At 63.2% G+C, this 16,048-nt stretch carries 13 protein-coding genes; 3 read left to right on the plus strand and 10 right to left on the minus strand.

Annotation, left to right across the window (positions count from 1 at the left end; all coding sequences use genetic code 11):
- Positions 1-25: 25 nt before the first annotated feature.
- Genes PAQ31011_RS01425 through PAQ31011_RS01440 form a run of 4 tightly spaced genes read right to left on the minus strand, consistent with a single transcriptional unit; the run spans position 26 to position 3,272 of the window.
- Entirely contained in the window at positions 26-685 is a 660-nt protein-coding gene (locus PAQ31011_RS01425) for a DapH/DapD/GlmU-related protein (protein WP_150574149.1), read from the minus strand.
- 12 nt (positions 686-697) lie between these two features.
- On the minus strand, positions 698-1,510 hold the full coding sequence (phnE, locus tag PAQ31011_RS01430) for a phosphonate ABC transporter, permease protein PhnE (protein WP_150574150.1): 813 nt from the start codon (positions 1,508-1,510) through the stop codon (positions 698-700).
- Positions 1,507-2,376, minus strand: a complete 870-nt coding sequence (locus tag PAQ31011_RS01435; RefSeq protein ID WP_425495072.1) for a phosphonate ABC transporter ATP-binding protein — start codon at positions 2,374-2,376, stop codon at positions 1,507-1,509. The genes phnE and PAQ31011_RS01435 overlap by 4 nt, the downstream gene beginning before the upstream one ends.
- Positions 2,373-3,272, minus strand: a complete 900-nt coding sequence (locus tag PAQ31011_RS01440; RefSeq protein WP_150574151.1) for a phosphate/phosphite/phosphonate ABC transporter substrate-binding protein — start codon at positions 3,270-3,272, stop codon at positions 2,373-2,375. The genes PAQ31011_RS01435 and PAQ31011_RS01440 overlap by 4 nt, the downstream gene beginning before the upstream one ends.
- Before the next feature lie 264 nt (positions 3,273-3,536).
- Here PAQ31011_RS01440 and phnF point away from each other — a divergent pair, with 264 nt between their 5' ends.
- Positions 3,537-4,289 (plus strand): phosphonate metabolism transcriptional regulator PhnF, encoded by a 753-nt coding sequence (gene phnF / locus PAQ31011_RS01445; protein WP_246179282.1) that lies wholly within the window; start codon positions 3,537-3,539, stop codon positions 4,287-4,289.
- A gap of 44 nt (positions 4,290-4,333) precedes the next feature.
- On the opposite strand, the gene PAQ31011_RS01450 is transcribed toward phnF, so the two are convergent.
- The 3 genes from PAQ31011_RS01450 to PAQ31011_RS01460 form a co-directional block, all read right to left on the minus strand.
- Positions 4,334-5,077 carry a sulfite exporter TauE/SafE family protein gene (locus PAQ31011_RS01450; RefSeq protein WP_150574153.1) on the minus strand — a complete coding sequence of 248 codons (744 nt, stop codon included), beginning with the start codon at positions 5,075-5,077 and terminating at the stop codon, positions 4,334-4,336.
- Between the two features lie 185 nt (positions 5,078-5,262).
- Entirely contained in the window at positions 5,263-6,708 is a 1,446-nt protein-coding gene (locus PAQ31011_RS01455; RefSeq protein WP_150574154.1) for an NAD-dependent succinate-semialdehyde dehydrogenase, read from the minus strand.
- 80 nt (positions 6,709-6,788) lie between these two features.
- Complete coding sequence (locus PAQ31011_RS01460) at positions 6,789-7,928, minus strand: iron-containing alcohol dehydrogenase (protein WP_150574155.1); 1,140 nt, start codon at positions 7,926-7,928, stop codon at positions 6,789-6,791.
- 122 nt (positions 7,929-8,050) lie between these two features.
- Here PAQ31011_RS01460 and PAQ31011_RS01465 point away from each other — a divergent pair, with 122 nt between their 5' ends.
- Positions 8,051-8,989 carry a LysR family transcriptional regulator gene (locus PAQ31011_RS01465; protein ID WP_150574843.1) on the plus strand — a complete coding sequence of 313 codons (939 nt, stop codon included), beginning with the start codon at positions 8,051-8,053 and terminating at the stop codon, positions 8,987-8,989.
- 185 nt (positions 8,990-9,174) lie between these two features.
- Complete coding sequence (locus PAQ31011_RS01470; protein ID WP_150574156.1) at positions 9,175-10,518, plus strand: MFS transporter; 1,344 nt, start codon at positions 9,175-9,177, stop codon at positions 10,516-10,518.
- Between the two features lie 82 nt (positions 10,519-10,600).
- Here PAQ31011_RS01470 and PAQ31011_RS01475 read toward each other — a convergent pair whose 3' ends face one another.
- The 3 genes from PAQ31011_RS01475 to PAQ31011_RS01485 form a co-directional block, all read right to left on the minus strand.
- Positions 10,601-11,287, minus strand: a complete 687-nt coding sequence (locus PAQ31011_RS01475) for a hydrolase (RefSeq protein WP_150574157.1) — start codon at positions 11,285-11,287, stop codon at positions 10,601-10,603.
- Positions 11,288-11,435: 148 nt separating this feature from the next.
- On the minus strand, positions 11,436-12,641 hold the full coding sequence (locus PAQ31011_RS01480; RefSeq protein ID WP_150574158.1) for a GGDEF domain-containing protein: 1,206 nt from the start codon (positions 12,639-12,641) through the stop codon (positions 11,436-11,438).
- Between the two features lie 221 nt (positions 12,642-12,862).
- The gene (locus tag PAQ31011_RS01485; RefSeq protein WP_150574159.1) at positions 12,863-16,036 is read right to left on the minus strand and encodes a hypothetical protein; all 3,174 of its coding nucleotides are present in this window, start codon (positions 16,034-16,036) and stop codon (positions 12,863-12,865) included.
- Positions 16,037-16,048 lie beyond the last annotated feature (12 nt).

The following is a 16,048-nucleotide window of genomic DNA, read 5'->3' on the forward strand; positions in this document are numbered from 1 at the left end:
CTAGCCTGCCTAACCTACCTTACGCTTACCGCTCGTACTTCTCCACGAACGCTGCCGAACTGAGGTTTCTGAAATCGGCGAGCGCCGCGTCCAGTTGCGCAGGATTCCAGTCCCACCACGCAATAGCCTGCATGCGCTCGGCAGTGCGGTCGTCCATGCGATAGCGCAGCACCCGGGCGGGCACGCCGACCACAATCGCGTACGGCGGCACGTCCTTCGTCACCACTGCGCCCGAGCCGATTGCCGCCCCTGTGCCGATGCTCACCCCCGGCATGATGATCGCGTTGTGGCCTATCCAGACATCCGGCCCGATCGTGATGGCGTCTTGCGCGCGCCAGTCGAAGATCTCGGCATCGTCGTCGAGCGACATGCCATATGAGCGCGAACGATACGTGAAGTGATGCAGCGTCGCGCGCCACATCGGATGATTCGACGGATTGATGCGAACGCCCGTCGCGATATTGACGAACTTGCCAATGTGCGCGTGCGCGATCTGGTTACTCCCCATCGCGTAGCCGTAGTCGCCGATCGTCGATGCCCGCACCGCCGAATTCGGTCCGAGATAGGTGAAGCGCCCGAAATCGCTATCGCGTACGAGCGACGTCGGATCGATTTCCGGCATCTCGCTCAACACTCGCGCGCCGGTCCACGGATCGACGCCCTCCCCGCAATTGATACGTTGCATACTGCCCTGCCCTCAATGCACCAGACTGCGCAGGTACGCCGAAGCGCGTTCCGCACAAGCCACCAACACGAACGTGACGATCAGCAGGTACGACACCGTCTGGTAGTCGAACAGGTTCATCGCCGTGAGCAACTGGAAACCGATGCCGCCTGCACCCACGAAACCGAGCACCAGCGACGAGCGCAGGTTCTCGTCGAAACGGAACAGCCCGATCCCCAGCAGCGAAGGCAACACGCCGGGAATGACCGCGTGCGTGAGCACGGCGATGCGTCCCGCGCCGGTGAGCGTCAGGGCTTCGACCGGCCCCATGTCCATGTCTTCGATGACTTCTGCAAACAGCCGTCCGAGCATGCCGATCGAGTGCACGGCGAGCGCCAATGCGCCGGGGAACGGGCCAAGACCGACCGCCGTCACGAACAGCAATGCCCACACCAGATCGGGCACCGCGCGCGTCACGCCGATCACCGCCCGTGCGCCGTAGTACAGCGGCAAACCCGGCGTGACGTTTTTCGCAGCGAGAATCGCCAGCGGAAATGCCAGCAGAATGCCGAACACCGTGCCGAAGATCGCCAGATCGATGGTTTCCAGCACCGGACGCAGGTTCGGGATGAACTGCGCAAAATCCGGCGGCATGGCGCGCGAGATGATGTCGGCCATGCCGTGTGCGCCGGTAATCAGATCCTGCGGACGCGCCTGCACGACAATCCATGCCTGCGCGAACAGGGCGATGGCAATCAGCACACCGACCAGCGTCAGCGCATTACGCATGCCTGCGGGCATCTCTCCGGGGCCACGACCGCCCCGCATTTCAAGCACAGTGCTCATGAAGCCTCGGTGACATAAAGATTGGCGATCTGACGGGCGGACACCTCGCGCGCCGGCTGATCGAATTCCATTACGCCGCGACGCAGTCCGACCATGCGATCGGCATAACGCATCGCGAGATCCGGCTGGTGCAGCACCACGACGACGGCCAGTCCGTCCTCGGTCGCCAGACGACGCAGCAGGCGCATGACTTCGTCGGCGGCTTCGGGGTCGAGGCTCGCTACCGGCTCGTCCGCGAGCAACACATGCGGCTCCTGCGCGAGGGCGCGGGCGACAGCGACACGTTGCGCCTGACCACCCGACAGCGTCCCGGCACGTTGCTTTTCGAGATGCAACAGACCGACTTCATCGAGATACGCGCGGGCCGGCTCGATGGCTTCGCGCGGCACGCGTCCGAGAGCAGTTGCAAGCGTACGATGACGCCCAAGTGCGCCGCAGCACACATTGGCGATCACGCTACGACGCTTGACCAGATTGGCGTTCTGCGAGATCAGTGCCAGCGGCAGACGCGCTTCGCGCAGCGGCTCGCCGGACAGCTGGACCAGATCGCGCCCGTCCAGATTCACGCTGCCCTGCGTCGGCCGGTTAATGCCGACCACGCACTTCATGAAGGTCGATTTGCCGGAGCCATTGCTGCCGAGCACCACGACCATTTCGCCGGCTTCGACCGACAGATTGAATTCGCGCAACGCGGTATGACCGTTCGCGTAGCACATCGTCAGATTCTGAACGGCGAGTTTCACGCCGGGGGCGAGTTTGGTACGACGAAACGCCCCCGGCGTGCTGGCGTGAGCGACCCCGGCGGCCGCGAATGCGTCAGCCGGGATCAATGCCAGTCCGTCCGTTGCTTTGGACAAAGTGTTCACAGTTTCGACAGATCGATATGGAGGGTGGAGACGAGATCGCGAATCTGGTTGTACGCCGCGTCGTTCTGCGGCACGGTCTTGAGCGCCGGGGTTGCGTTGGCCGCCATGAACTTCTGATCGGCTTCCGGCAGTTCCTTCAGGTCGAGGTTCGACAGGATCTTCGCCAGACGCGTCTTGAACTCCGCCGGCAGATCGCCGCGAACGGCCATCGGGTCCACCGGGATCGGGTCCGACTTCCACAGCGTGACGTAAGCCTTGTCGTCGTATTCGCCGTGCAGACGTGCGCTGGAGATTTCTTCGCTGTTCAATTCGCCAGCGACAACCTTGTGGTTACGCAGCGCTTCGAACGACGCCGTGTGGCTGCCCGCGTAGATGGCCTTCACACCCTTGTCCGGGTCGATGCCGTTCTTGCGCAGCCCGTAGGCCGGGAACAGGTGGCCCGAGGTCGATGCCGGATCGGCGTAGGCGAACGACTTGCCGGCCGTGTCAGCGAGCGTCGTCACGCCCGAACCCGGCCACGTGACGATCGATGCGTAGTAGTTCTGCGGCGAGCCGTTTTCGTTGGCAAACGTGGCGACGGCTTCGGCATGCGCGACCTGATGCGCGAGTACGTAGCCGAGCGGGCCGAACTGGGCGAATTCGAGCTTGTTGTTGCGCATCGCTTCGATCTCGGCGTTGTAGCTCGTGGCGATGTACAACTCGACCTTGCAGCCGAGCTTGTCGCCGATCAGCTTGGCGAGATCGGTGTAGACCGGCAGCATGCGTGCCGACGATTCGTACGGCTCGACGCCGAAGCGAACGACACCGTTGTTCGGGCACTCGCCGGCGGCGTGTGCTGCACCGCTGGCGACAGCAGCAAAGAAGGCGACGGCGGCGAAGCGTTTGATAGCTTTCATGAATTCCCTCTGGGTTGTACTACGGGCGTGCGAAAACTCTGCTGCGGATTCTAGGAAGCGGATATGACAGAACCGTGATGCATTTATCTGAACGTCTAGACGATTTTGTTACTGAAAATTACGCCCGGAAATCGTGACAATTCTGCATACGGACACGCCAAAGTCACACATCCATCACGTCGCGCGCACTACAATGCGCCCTGATCGATGAACATATGAAGTCCAGGGGATGACGTCGCTATGACAGCGAGCGGGAACGCAGTATTGAGTGCAAATGCAGGCAGTCGGGAGCGTGTGGAGCGCGGCGCAGGCGTGGCCGTCTGGCGTCAGATCGAGCAGATTCTTGCCAAGGAGATCGCCGCCAACGGCTTCGGCGACGAAGGTCGCCTGCCAAGCGAGGGAGAACTCGCGAAACGCTTCGACGTGAATCGTCACACGGTGCGACGCGCGGTGTTGGGGCTGGCCGCGAACGGTCTGGTGAGCATCGAGCAAGGGCGAGGCACTTTCGTGCAGCGCGGCGCCATCGACTATCTGATCGGACGACGCACGCGCTTCACGGAGAACCTGCGTCAGCAACATCACGCGGCCGAGGGACAAATGCTCTCGGCGGTGCGTCTTCAGGCCGATGCGGCCGTCGCCAAGGAGTTGGAATTGCGCGTGCGCGCGCCGGTGTGGCGTATCGAGTCGCTGCATGCGGCCGATGGTGTGCCGCTGACCTACGCGTGCAACTGGTACCCTGTCGCGCGCTTCCCGGATCTGCCTAGCCTGCTTGAAGAAGACAGCAGCATCACGCACGCGCTCGCCTCGATGGGCGTGCCCGACTATCTGCGCAAGTGGAGTCGTATCGGCAGTGTGCTGCCGGACACCGAGATCGCATGGCGGCTCGGCGTGAATCGCCAGCAACCGGTGCTCTGGGTGGAGAACGTCGACGTCGATCTCGACGGTGTGCCGATCAAATACGGGATCACGCACTTCGCTGCGGACCGCGTGCAGTTGATGGTCGATACGTCGACGTGAAAACCCGCGGACCGCTTGTGCGAGCGGTCCATGTTCACCGCACGTCAGACGATATGCGGCACCGACGACGCGAGCAGTGCGATACCCGATGCCGTCAAAAGCGAGAGAACGATCTGGCGGAACCGGGCTTCGCTCAGACCGATATACAGCTTCGCGCCGAGGAACGTCGGGATCAGCATCGCAGGCGCTACGATGGCGAAATACGGAACGGCCTCTTTCGTCACGACGCCCGTCGCGAGATAGGCCCCCATCGTCACCGTCAGCATCGCCAAATTGAAATTTTGGATGATGGCGCGCTGCGTATCCTTCTCGAAGCCGCGCAGCGTGCACCACAGCGTGGGCAACGTCCCGGCGAATCCACCAATGCCGCTGAGTACGCCACCGGTGAGCCCGGCAATGGCGTCGCCAAACTTACCTCCCGCCGTGATCTTCGGTAGATTCCGTGCAAGCAGCATGCCCGGGCACCAGATGACAAGCAACGTCCCCAGCGCTGCCTTGAACCAGTTCATTTCCAGATGCGGCAGAATCGCGACGCCTATCGGAATACCGGCAAGTCCGCCCAGCAAGAACGGCAGCAATAGCTTCAGATCGAATCCGCGACGCATGGTCACGGCGCTCAGGAGTTGTCCGGTCAGTGCACCGAACACGGCCAGACATGCCGCGAGTTTGGGGTCCAGCGACCATGCCCAGAACGACATGGCGACCAGTCCGAAAGCGAAGCCGGAGATGCCTTGCACAAACCCGGCGACGACGGCGCCCACGGCCGTCAGCAGATAGATTTCGATCATCGCCCTTCCTGAAAGAGGCGTCTTCGCGCAACGGCGTGTGACGATCAGGAAGATTGTGATGCGCTAAGCACACCGGGCGATTCGATCTCCGGATATCCGCATACGATTCGGCTTATAGCGAACGCGGCATCCCGGGGGTGGGATGCCGCGCGCTTCAAACGATGACTCAGGCGATCAACAGGCGATCAGTTCGCCATGACCGAAACGGCCTTCGTCACCAGATAGGCTTCCATCGCTTCCGGTCCGCCTTCCGAACCGTAGCCCGAGTCCTTCACGCCGCCGAACGGCATTTCGGGGGACGGCGCGGCCGGCTGGTTGACCCACAGCATGCCGACTTCCAACTGCTGCGAGAGCAGATGCACGTTGCGGAACGATTGCGTGAACGCGTAACCGGCCAGACCGAACGGCAGACGGTTCGCTTCCGCAATCGCGTCTTCGAGCTTATCGAAGCCACGGATGGCCGCCACCGGGCCGAACGGCTCGTTGTTGAACACATCGGCTTCGAGCGACACATCGGTCAGCACCGTCGGCGCGAAGAAGTTGCCCGACGTGCCAACGCGCTCGCCGCCCGTTGCGATCGTCGCCCCCGTCTTGCGAGCGTCTTCGATCACGCGGCTCATGGCCGTGACACGACGCGCGTTGGCGAGCGGCCCGAGCGTCGTGCCTTCGGCAAGTCCATCGCCGAGCTTCAGCGATTCCGCATGCTTGACGAGTGCCTTCGCGAACTCGTCCTTGATGCTGTTGTGCACGAGGAAACGCGTCGGCGAAATGCACACCTGGCCCGCATTACGGAACTTCGCGCCACCGGCCGCCTTGATGGCCAGTGCGAGATCCGCGTCCTCAGCCACGATCACCGGGGCATGACCGCCCAGTTCCATCGTCGCGCGCTTCATATGCAGCCCGGCCAGCGAGGCCAGTTGCTTGCCGACCGGCGTCGAGCCGGTGAACGTGATCTTGCGGATGATCGGGTGCGGAATCAGATAGCTGGAGATCTCGGCCGGATCGCCGAAGACCAGACCCACCACACCGGCCGGCACGCCGGCGTCGACAAACGCTTGCAGCAGCGCAGCAGGCGACGCCGGGGTTTCTTCCGGGGCCTTGACCAGGAACGAACAGCCGCACGCCAGCGCGGCGCTCAGCTTGCGCACAACCTGGTTGACCGGGAAGTTCCACGGCGTGAAGGCGGCGACCGGACCGATCGGCTCCTTGAGCACCGTCTGCTGTGCATTCAGATTGCGCGACGGCACGACGCGGCCATACACGCGCATGCCTTCGTCGGCGAACCATTCGATGATGCCCGCAGCCGAGAGCACTTCCACTCGCGCTTCGGCGAACGGCTTGCCCTGCTCCTGGGTCATGAGGCGCGCAATGGCGTCGGCACGCTCGCGCACGAGCACGGCTGCCTTGCGCATCGTCACGGCACGTTCGGCCGCCGGAATCTTGCGCCACGTGGCGAAACCCCGTTGAGCCGCGTCGAGGGCGCGGTCGAGGTCGGCGATGCCGGCGTGCGCGACTTTACCGATGGCGTTGCCCGTCGCCGGGTTGACGACGTCGAGCGTCTTGCCGCTGGCGGCATCGCACCACTCGCCGTTAATCAGAAGTTTGGTGTCTGTATAACCTGACGTAACCATATGAATTTCCTGAGAATGATTGGGCAAAGGCAAGGCGCACGAACCGATTTCCATCGGCCCTGCGTGCGCCTCGCTGCGCATTACATCGACGCTTCCAGCATCTCGCGATAATCCTCGGCCGAGGCATCTCGCGGGTTGGTCTTGTGGCTGTGATCTTTCAGCGCACCCTCGATGATGCGCGGGAACTGCTCGCGAGTCACCCCCAGTTCCGCAAGTCCGCCCGGCAGGCCGAGCTTCAGCGTCATCGCGGCAATCGCCGGACCGACGTCGTCGCCCGAGGGGAGCCCCATGGCCTGCGCCAGGCGGTCGAGCTTCGCATCGTCCTGCATCGACGGGGCTGCGCGGTTGAAAGCAATCACAGCAGGCAACAGGATAGCGTTGAGCGTGCCGTGATGCAGGCGAGGATTGATGCCGCCAAGCGAGTGGCTCAAGCTGTGCACGCAGCCGAGACCCTTCTGGAAGGCGAGCGCGCCCTGCATCGACGCACTCATCATGTTCAGGCGCGCCTCGCGGTCGGACGGCTCGCGCGTCGCGCGCTCGATGTGCCGCCAGGCCCGCCACAGGCCGTCGAGCGCGATACCGTCGGCGGGTGGATTAAACGCCGGGGCCATGAACGTTTCCATGCAGTGCGCGATGGCGTCCATGCCGGTCGCGGCCGTCATTCCGGCAGGCAAACCCAGCGTCAGCACCGGATCGCAGATCGCCACGCGCGGCACGACGTACGGGGAGATCACCCCGACCTTGCGGCCGTCGTCGAGAATCAGGATGGCCCCACGGCCGACTTCGCTGCCAGTACCGGCGGTCGTCGGAATCGCGATGACCGGTGCCGTCGCCGCCGTAATGCGTGCCGCGCCGCCTTCGATTACGGCGAAGCGCTGCAACGGCCCCTCGTGCGTTGCGCACACCGCAACGCCCTTGGCCAGATCGATGGACGAACCGCCACCCAACGCAATCACGCCATCGCATTCGTTCGAGCGGTACATGGCGACCGCCTCGCGCACGACCGATTCGTTGGGGTTGGGCGGCGTCCCGTCGAAGACCGGCACCGATTCGCCCTGCCCCAGCGCGTTCAATACGGTGTTGAGCAAACCGGCGGCTCGAATGCCCGCGTCCGTCACGATCAACGGGCGACGGATGCCGATACGTTCGCATTCGCTCGCGAGAAGCCGGATCGAGTCGAAGCCGAACTGGATCTGGGTGATGTAGTTGATGAGGGACATAGTGGATGACGAAAAGTTATAGGAAAGCTATGCTCATGCAGAGATTTCGCAGTGTATGGCCCATCGCCAAGCGGCGATATTGACAGCATTTGATAGCGATATAACTTTTCATCAAGACAATGATGCCTCCCTCGCTCAATTCGATCATCTCGCGGCTGCACGTCAAGCAACTCCGGTTACTCATCGCCATCGAGGAACACGGTTCGCTGCTGGGCGCGGCCAAGCAGCTCGCGATGACGCAACCGGGCGCGAGCAAGGCGTTGCATGAGATTGAGACGACCTTCGGCACTGCCCTGTTCGAGCGCTCGAACCGCGGACTCGAACCGAACGCCGTCGGACACTGTGTGATTCGCTATGCACGTCTGATCCAGTCGGATCTGGCGCATTTGCGCGAAGAGATGGTCGGCATCATGCGCGGACACGGCGGGCGTGTTTCGGTGGGCGTGATCATGGGGGCCGTGCCGTTGCTCACCGATGCCATCACGGCGGTGAGCGAGGCGCAGCCCGAGATGTCGATTGAGATCGTGGAAGACACGAGCGCCGCCTTGCTCAGTCAGATCGACGCGGGCCGGCTCGATCTCGCCGTGTGCCGCACGAGCGTCAGCCAGACGCCCTACCTCTACGACAGCACCTTCGTTCAGAACGAAACGCTCGCCGTCATCGCCAATACCGCGCATCCGCTGGCCGATGCCGCCCACGTGTCGCTGGAGGACCTCGCGCACTACCGCTGGGTTGTTTACCGGGCCAACATGCCCATGCGACGGCTGCTGGAGCGGGAGTTTCATGACGCAGGGCTGCGGTTTCCTGCGCATTTACTGGAAACGACGTCCGCGTTTGCAACGGTGTCGCTGCTCCAGAAGAACCCGTCGCTGGTCGCGCTGGTGTCGATCGACGTGGCGCGCTTCCATACCGAACACGGCATCGCCTGCACGCTTCCCTTGACGCTGTCGTCGCTCAGCGAGCCCTACGAGCTGGTCACGCGGCGCGGGGCACCGATGTCGCACGGCGCCCAGATGCTGATGGACGCGATCGTCGCGAATGGTGCTGTGCGCGGCGAATAAACCGAAGCGCAACTGAGGGTCATCTGTCCCTCAGGACCTCAGGTATGCGTCCCTCGCATGGCGAGCAGACGTAACACAGCCGTCTGCTCTGAGAAAAAGTTATAGCGCTAACGCAAACGTTCAGTGTACTGGCGTCTCCCGCCTTTGTAGACTTCGTCCGGTCATTAAAAAACAAGGTGGAGACAATGAGCGGAATAGCGCCCAACAGCGCAGGCACCCCCGGCCTGACGTCAGCAATGAAAGAAGCGATGGTGCCCGACGCCGAGCGTCGACGCGCACTCCTCGGCAGCGCCGTGGGCAGCACCATCGAGTGGTACGACTACTTCCTCTACGGAACGATGGCGTCCATCATCTTCGCGAAGCAATTCTTCCCGAGCACCGACCCTCTGGTGAGCAACCTGCTGGCGCTGGCGACGTTCGCGCTGGCCTTCGTCATTCGTCCGCTGGGCGGCGTGATCTTCGCGCACATCGGCGACCGTGTCGGGCGCAAGAAGACGCTGGCCATCACGCTGACGATGATGGGCATGTCGACGGTACTCATGGGCCTGTTGCCCAATTACGACCAGATTGGCGTGTGGGCACCGATCCTGCTCTCCGTGCTGCGGCTGATGCAAGGGTTGGCGCTGGGCGGTGAATGGGGCGGCGGTGTGTTGCTGGCGGTCGAGTATTCGCCCCGCCATCGTCGCGGCTTCTATGGCGCGGTTCCGCAGACGGGTGCAGTGCTTGGGCTCGCGCTCGGCAACATCATCACGTCGTTGCTGAGCAACTCGATCAGCGACGCCGACTTCCAGAGCTGGGGATGGCGCATTCCGTTTGTCGGCTCGATCGTGCTCGTGCTGATCGGCATGTGGATCCGTAACGCCGTGGGCGAGACGCCGTCGTTCAAGAAGATCATGGCCACGCGGACCGAGACGCGGATTCCGCTCAAGGAAACGTTGCAGGACCACTGGCGTTCGGTGCTGATCGCCATCGGCGCGAAGGTCGTGGAAACGTCGACGTTCTTCCTGTATGCCACGTTCACGATCTCGTACATGATCGGCCACGGCTTCCAGCGCTCGGACATTCTGAATATCGTGCTGGTCTGTGCGCTGATCGCCTTCCCGTTCATGCTCTACTTCGGGCACCTGTCGGACAGGATCGGGCGCAAGAAGGTCTTCCTGTGGGGCACGCTCGCGTTCATCGTCTGGATCGGGCCGTACTTCTGGCTGCTGAATCAGAAGTCGATTCTGCTGGCGTCGGTGGCAGTGGGCGTGGGCTTGAGCGTGATCTGGACGACCTACGGCTCGATGATCGGCACGTTGCTCGCTGAGGCGTTCCCGCCGTCGATTCGCTATACCGGGATGTCGCTCGGCTATCAGATCGGCGCGGCGCTCGTGGGGGGTCCGATGCCGCTGATCGCAACCGCGCTCGTCGCCTACTTCGGCGGCAGCTACGTGCCGGTGGTGTTCTTCATGATCGCGTGTGCGTTGGTGTCGGTCGTCGCCGTCGCACTGGTGAAGGATCGCAGCGGGTTGCCGCTAGACGACTGACCATCTAGCACTCAACTCGCAAAAAAAGGCCGCCAGCGTCAAACTGGCGGCCTTTCTTATTGCATCGAACGGCTGGGAACGATCAGCGAGCCGGGACCGGGGGCAGCGATTCGTGCGTGCCGGACGTGCGCTGGGCAGCCTTGTGCACCATCGTATAGGCGTAGTCGACGCCCATGCCGTAAGCACCGGCGTGTTCCTTGACGAGCTTCATCACGGCGTCGTACGTATCGCGGTGCGCCCAGTCGCGCTGCCATTCGAGCAGCACCTGCAACCAGGTGACCGGCACCGCGCCCGCCTGCACCATACGCTGCATGGCGAAATCGTGGGCTTCCTTGCTGGTGCCGCCCGAAGCGTCGCCGACCATGTAGATTTCGTAGTCGCCTTCGAGCATGGCGCACAGAGCGAAGGTCGTATTGCAGACTTCGGTCCACAGGCCCGCGACGATTACCTTCTTGCGGCCGTTGGCCTTGAGCGCATCGCGCACCTTCTGGTCGTCCCACGAATTCATCGAGGTGCGCTCAAGGGTCTTCGCGCCGGGGAAAACGTCGAGGACTTCCGGATAGGTATAGCCGGAGAACGATTCGCTCTCGACCGTCGTGATCGTCGTCGGGATATTGAAGATCTTCGCGGCCTTGGCCAGACCGACCACATTGTTCTTCAGCGCCTGGCGGTCCATCGACTGAACACCGAATGCCATTTGCGGCTGGTGGTCGATGATGATGAGCTGGCTGTTCTGAGGGGTCAAAACTTCGAGCTTGGGATTCGACATGGTCAGGGTCCTTTGACTTTACCTTTGACGTTACATTACGCGCGGCTGCACTGTGCAACCCGACGAAAGACTAGTCGACCCGGGGGATGCCGGAATATCACCTGATGGTATTAGTCCCCAAAACGGCGGTGCCCCGAGCGGGCCTGCGTCAGCCGGTGGCCGCCTTGCCGGTGCCCGCGCGCCGGTCCCAGCCCTCGGCCGGGCGCACTTCCGTGTCGGGCACGACCACCACGCAGTTCCGACCGTTTGCCTTTGCTGCGTAAAGCGCAGCGTCGGCGCGGGCCATCACCGTCGCCAGCGTGTCGCCTGCGCCGAACGCGTCCACACCGGCACTGAGCGTAGGCACGACGTCCCGGTTCGGGACACAGGAGCCCGATGTCGCCACAATGTCGCGTAACCGGTCGACGAGGCGACCCGCTTCCTCTTTTGTGACGTGTGGCAGCAGCAACGCGAACTCTTCCCCGCCGATGCGCCCGACAACGTCGTCGGCCCGGACGGAGCGCGAGATCAGCGAGGCCACATGCGCCAGCGCGCAGTCGCCGACCGCGTGTCCATACCGGTCGTTCACGCTTTTGAAGTTGTCGATATCGAGAATGGCGACGGACAGCGGGATGCGCGCCATCCCGCTTTGCATCGCAACCGTTTCGGCGCGTGCAATAAAGGCGCGGCGCGCCAGCACGCCAGTCAGGTCGTCGTACGTGGCGAGCCGCTCCATCCGGTCGGCCAGCCGGTCGTGCGCGAGCAGCACCATGCCGACGGACAGGCTCGGGAGCGTGAGCGTTGCCAAGCCGAGGAAGAGCACGTTCAGGGGTGTCGGCTCAAGGAACACCGTTTCATGGGCGAGGCCCAAGGCATAGGCAATCGAACGAACCCCGTGCACTACCGCCCCGAGCGTTGCAGCCACCGATACGAAGTAGTACGCGTACTTGGGCCGTCCTGCCGGACGGTACCTCAGCACCATCCAACCGATGTTAAAGCGTACGTAAGCGATGACGCCCGAGATCATGGCGCTGCGTGCGTCGACGTGCGGCGACACGAACGTCCAGTACATCAGCAAGCCGAGGATCGCGGCAAGCGCCACGTATTCCCAAGCGTAGTCGGGTCGTGTATTCAGAAACTGACGGAAACCCTGTACCCCGAGAAGCGAGGCAATCATCAGCAGGCTGCTCGAAGTCGCAACGACGATATCCGAGGTGCCCGAGAGCAAAAGCGCGGACGTCACGACCAACAATCCGCTCGCCACGCTCCACAAGCGGACCCCCGGAACGTGCGCCTGATATAGCGAGCCGAGGACAGCCACGCTCATGACACACGAGAGGATAGCGATGCTGATGAAGACTGCCGGGATAGACATGTGGGCCTGGCGAAGTATTTTGTTTCGTATATCGCCGGAACGGGCTATGGGCTGTGCATGCTACGCGGCCCCCTCGATGGTCGTCCCCGCGACGACCCCGTCCTTCGGCTTGTTGAGTCGCAAGCATAGCTGAAATCAGTGACGGGCCCACGTCGTTTTACAAACGACGTGGGCCGTCTTGTTGCGTCGGATTACCGCTTACTACGACTGATCACCACCGATTACGGCTGATCGTCGCGCGCCTTGAGCTGGTACTGGTACCAGGCGATCACCGCAATGATGAACAGCACCAGGAAAATCGGAATCATGTAACCGCGCGCGAGCCCTCGCAGGAACGGGTCGCAGAACAGCATCGCGAGAGCCAGCAGAACCCACGCCGCGGCCACGACCACCGTAGGCGCGTGGTGGTAGCGCGCCATCCACTCTCGCCAGCGGCACGACGCGTAGTAGGCCACGCCGCACCCGATCAGCAACAGCAACACGAGCTTTGTCGCCAGCCGGAACGCGTAGAGGTTCTCGCAGACGGTCTTGCACACGGCGGACGATTGCGCGCCCGGTGGATCCTGAAAGTGATCCGCGATGCACTCGCTGATGCTGCGCGTGAGCGTACAGGCTTGCACACCCTCCATCGCTTTGGGGACGAGCGAGTCGAGCGTCGGTGTGGCGGAATCGGTCTTCTGCGCCGCGCCGGCGGCGCTCAGCGGCATTGGCCAGAAGCCGATCCCGCCGAAATTGTCCTGCGCATAGACGATGTCGTCTTGCAGTTGCTGCCAGTTGTCGTTGTCGAACGTGATGACCGGCACGATCTGGCGCAGCACCGTCATGCGGTCCTCGCCGTGAAGTCCAGCCTCGACGGATTCGCGCAACGTCTTCTTGGACTCGGTGGTCGGCTCGTCGAGCAGCACCAGAAAGTTCGGCCGACGCTTCCGGTCGCGGTCGACGCGGGCCAGCAGGTCCGTCACGGCGTTCTTGTCGCTGTCCGCCACCAGTTGCAAGAGGTTCGCGTAACTGTAGACGCCGTGCCCGACGCGGTCGTGTCGCAGCATGACGTCGATGCGATCCCCCGCCCTTGCGCGGCGCAAACGGCTGCGCAGCTGATCCACGAACTGGTTGAAGGCCTGCACCGACACCGGGTCCTCCGGATACCCGTCGAAGAACAGCACCACGCCGCTGCCGTTGGTCGGCGCGAAGCGTGCGCCGAACGGGAGATGGTTCGAGACGGTGGCGGTCCAGTTTTTCAGCCCGGTCGAGAGCAGCCTCACGATGTCGTCGCTCAGACGATTGAGGACGGCGACCTTACGGTCCTTGTCGAGCCGAGTCCAGGAGCGCCAGTCGTTGCGCTGAATGACCCACTGCACATTGCTCTGATGACGCTGGGCAACGGACACGAAGTCGCCGGGCAACGAGGTCGATGTCTGCGCCAGATCCACGAAGCTGCTGCCGTAGTTGGCTTGCACCAGCCTCCCGGTATCGTCGAACGTTGCCCCGTAATAGCCGATACGAGAGAGTGTGCTGAAATCGACGTTCTGCTTCGGCCCAGCCATCCAGAACGGGAAGAAGCCATAGACCTCCCCGTCCAGGCGGTCAAGCACACACCCGCAACCGTTGCCGTCCCAATTGACCTGCTTGCTCGGGTCGAACGTGGGCTTCTTGCGCGCGGTGGCGACCAGCGACGGACGGAACCGGTCGTATAGCGCCTGCATCAGTTGCGGCAGTGACAAGGTGTCGACGTTGCTGCACGTGCCCTTGCGCCACAAGGCTTCGAGTTGCGCGAACAGCGCCGGGTCGCGCAGGACCGCCGACAACTGCTGCATCTGTTCGGCGGAGACTTTGCGTGCGTCGGCCACACTGCCCGGAATGCCCGTGGGACACGCGCCGACACCCTCGCGCAAGCGCGCCATCACAGCCCGGTCGAACAACCACAATTGGGGATACTGCAACCCTTGCAGCCCCTTCAGCATGTCGAGGACGACCGGCGGCACCGACTCGTTGCGGCGGCTCGATGCCAGCTCCGCGAGCGCCTGCGCCGTCAGCACATAAGTGGTTTGCGATTGCGCCGCCCTCACGATCTCGGGGACATACGGATCGACCGGCGTCTTGATGTCGGCCGTGGCATCGAGAATTGCTTCGTTGAAGTCGGCCTGACTCGCGTATTCGTCCGTCAGTCCGGAGACGGCATCGACAATCGGTGTGGGCACGCGGGCGTCGTTGCGCAGTTGCGCAAGCGATGCCTCCGTCAGTTGATAGGTCGTTGAGATCGCCACCGCGCGGGCTTCCGGCAAATAAGCGTCCGCCTGCTTGCCGAGGTCCTTGAGCGCATCGAGCACCGCGGCGTCGAACAGCGGCTGGTTCAGATACACCTTGTCCTGCAAGGCGGAAAGGTGATCGATGACCTTCGACTTCGACGCCAGCAACGTGAAGTCGGTGGCGTCGAGCGTGTAGTTGTAGATCGTGAGCAGCGCGCGGTCGGGATCCGGGCCTGCATTACGGTTGCCGTCGGTGTCGAGGTGATACAGCCACAACATGGCAGCGATCTCGTCGTCCGTACCCGCGAGACGAATCTGGTAGTAGCGCGCCTGTTCTTTCGGCTCGAAACCGTCGATCCATTTTCCGAGGTCGGCACCGACCAGATCGGCCTTCCATTGCGGATGGGCGCGCACAATCGACGCGAACTTCAGCAGCGCCTGCACCGAGGCGCTCGTCAGATTACCCACCGGCTGCATCTTGAAGTCGAGCCAGAATCGATTCAGCCACGACAAGGTAATCGGGCCGACCAGGTTGTCGGACAGGGGCCGCGTGCTTTCGCGGTACGCCTGAAGATAGGCCGGATCTTCCGAGTAAATGATGAGCAACGCCTGCTGGATGGCGCGACGCGTGGCGGGCGCAAGATGCCGTACGACGTCCGCCGAAATCAGCACGGTGGCCGGGCCGGAGGTTGGCTCCGGCTTCACCTGAACGGTGTTCACGATGCGCCATGCCTGCTCGGGCGTCATCGGTTTGCCATCGCTGCCGATGGGCGGTGCCATGCGCGAGAACTTCGCCGTCGATGCTTCGGCCGGCGCTGCGACGGCCTGCGTGGGTGCGCCCTTGACGGCGACGGCTTGGGAGGCTGCGGCGGTCGCTTCCGCTGGCTCGACGGGTGCCGCCGATGCAGCCGGCGCAGCGGGCATTGACGCCGCTGAAGTTGCCGGAGTCGCAGCGCCCGGTGTTGCTTTCGCCTCTACGGCTGAGGCGGCCGATGGCTGCGAGGCGGCGGGCACGACCGTCGCGGAGCTGGCTTGCGGTGCCGACGCCCCTGCCGCAGTCGCAGTTGCAGAACTCGCCGGCATCGGCGCGGCGCCGACAGCCGCCACCTGCCATGCAAGCCCCAGCACCAGCGCCCCGAGTAACGGCATCCGCCTGCGGGC

This window comes from Pandoraea aquatica (genome assembly GCF_902459565.1).
Lineage (GTDB): Bacteria > Pseudomonadota > Gammaproteobacteria > Burkholderiales > Burkholderiaceae > Pandoraea > Pandoraea aquatica.

Bases quoted from the DNA above. Each gene is read 5' to 3' on its own strand.
- PAQ31011_RS01425 (WP_150574149.1), bottom strand. From the start codon at position 685: ATGCAACGTATCAATTGCGGGGAGGGCGTCGATCCGTGGACCGGCGCG.
- phnE (WP_150574150.1), bottom strand. From the start codon at position 1,510: ATGAGCACTGTGCTTGAAATGCGGGGCGGTCGTGGCCCCGGAGAGATG.
- PAQ31011_RS01440 (WP_150574151.1), bottom strand. From the start codon at position 3,272: ATGAAAGCTATCAAACGCTTCGCCGCCGTCGCCTTCTTTGCTGCTGTC.
- PAQ31011_RS01450 (WP_150574153.1), bottom strand. From the start codon at position 5,077: ATGATCGAAATCTATCTGCTGACGGCCGTGGGCGCCGTCGTCGCCGGG.
- PAQ31011_RS01455 (WP_150574154.1), bottom strand. From the start codon at position 6,708: ATGGTTACGTCAGGTTATACAGACACCAAACTTCTGATTAACGGCGAG.
- PAQ31011_RS01460 (WP_150574155.1), bottom strand. From the start codon at position 7,928: ATGTCCCTCATCAACTACATCACCCAGATCCAGTTCGGCTTCGACTCG.
- PAQ31011_RS01465 (WP_150574843.1), top strand. From the start codon at position 8,051: ATGCCTCCCTCGCTCAATTCGATCATCTCGCGGCTGCACGTCAAGCAA.
- PAQ31011_RS01470 (WP_150574156.1), top strand. From the start codon at position 9,175: ATGAGCGGAATAGCGCCCAACAGCGCAGGCACCCCCGGCCTGACGTCA.
- PAQ31011_RS01475 (WP_150574157.1), bottom strand. From the start codon at position 11,287: ATGTCGAATCCCAAGCTCGAAGTTTTGACCCCTCAGAACAGCCAGCTC.
- PAQ31011_RS01480 (WP_150574158.1), bottom strand. From the start codon at position 12,641: ATGTCTATCCCGGCAGTCTTCATCAGCATCGCTATCCTCTCGTGTGTC.
- PAQ31011_RS01485 (WP_150574159.1), bottom strand. From the start codon at position 16,036: ATGCCGTTACTCGGGGCGCTGGTGCTGGGGCTTGCATGGCAGGTGGCG.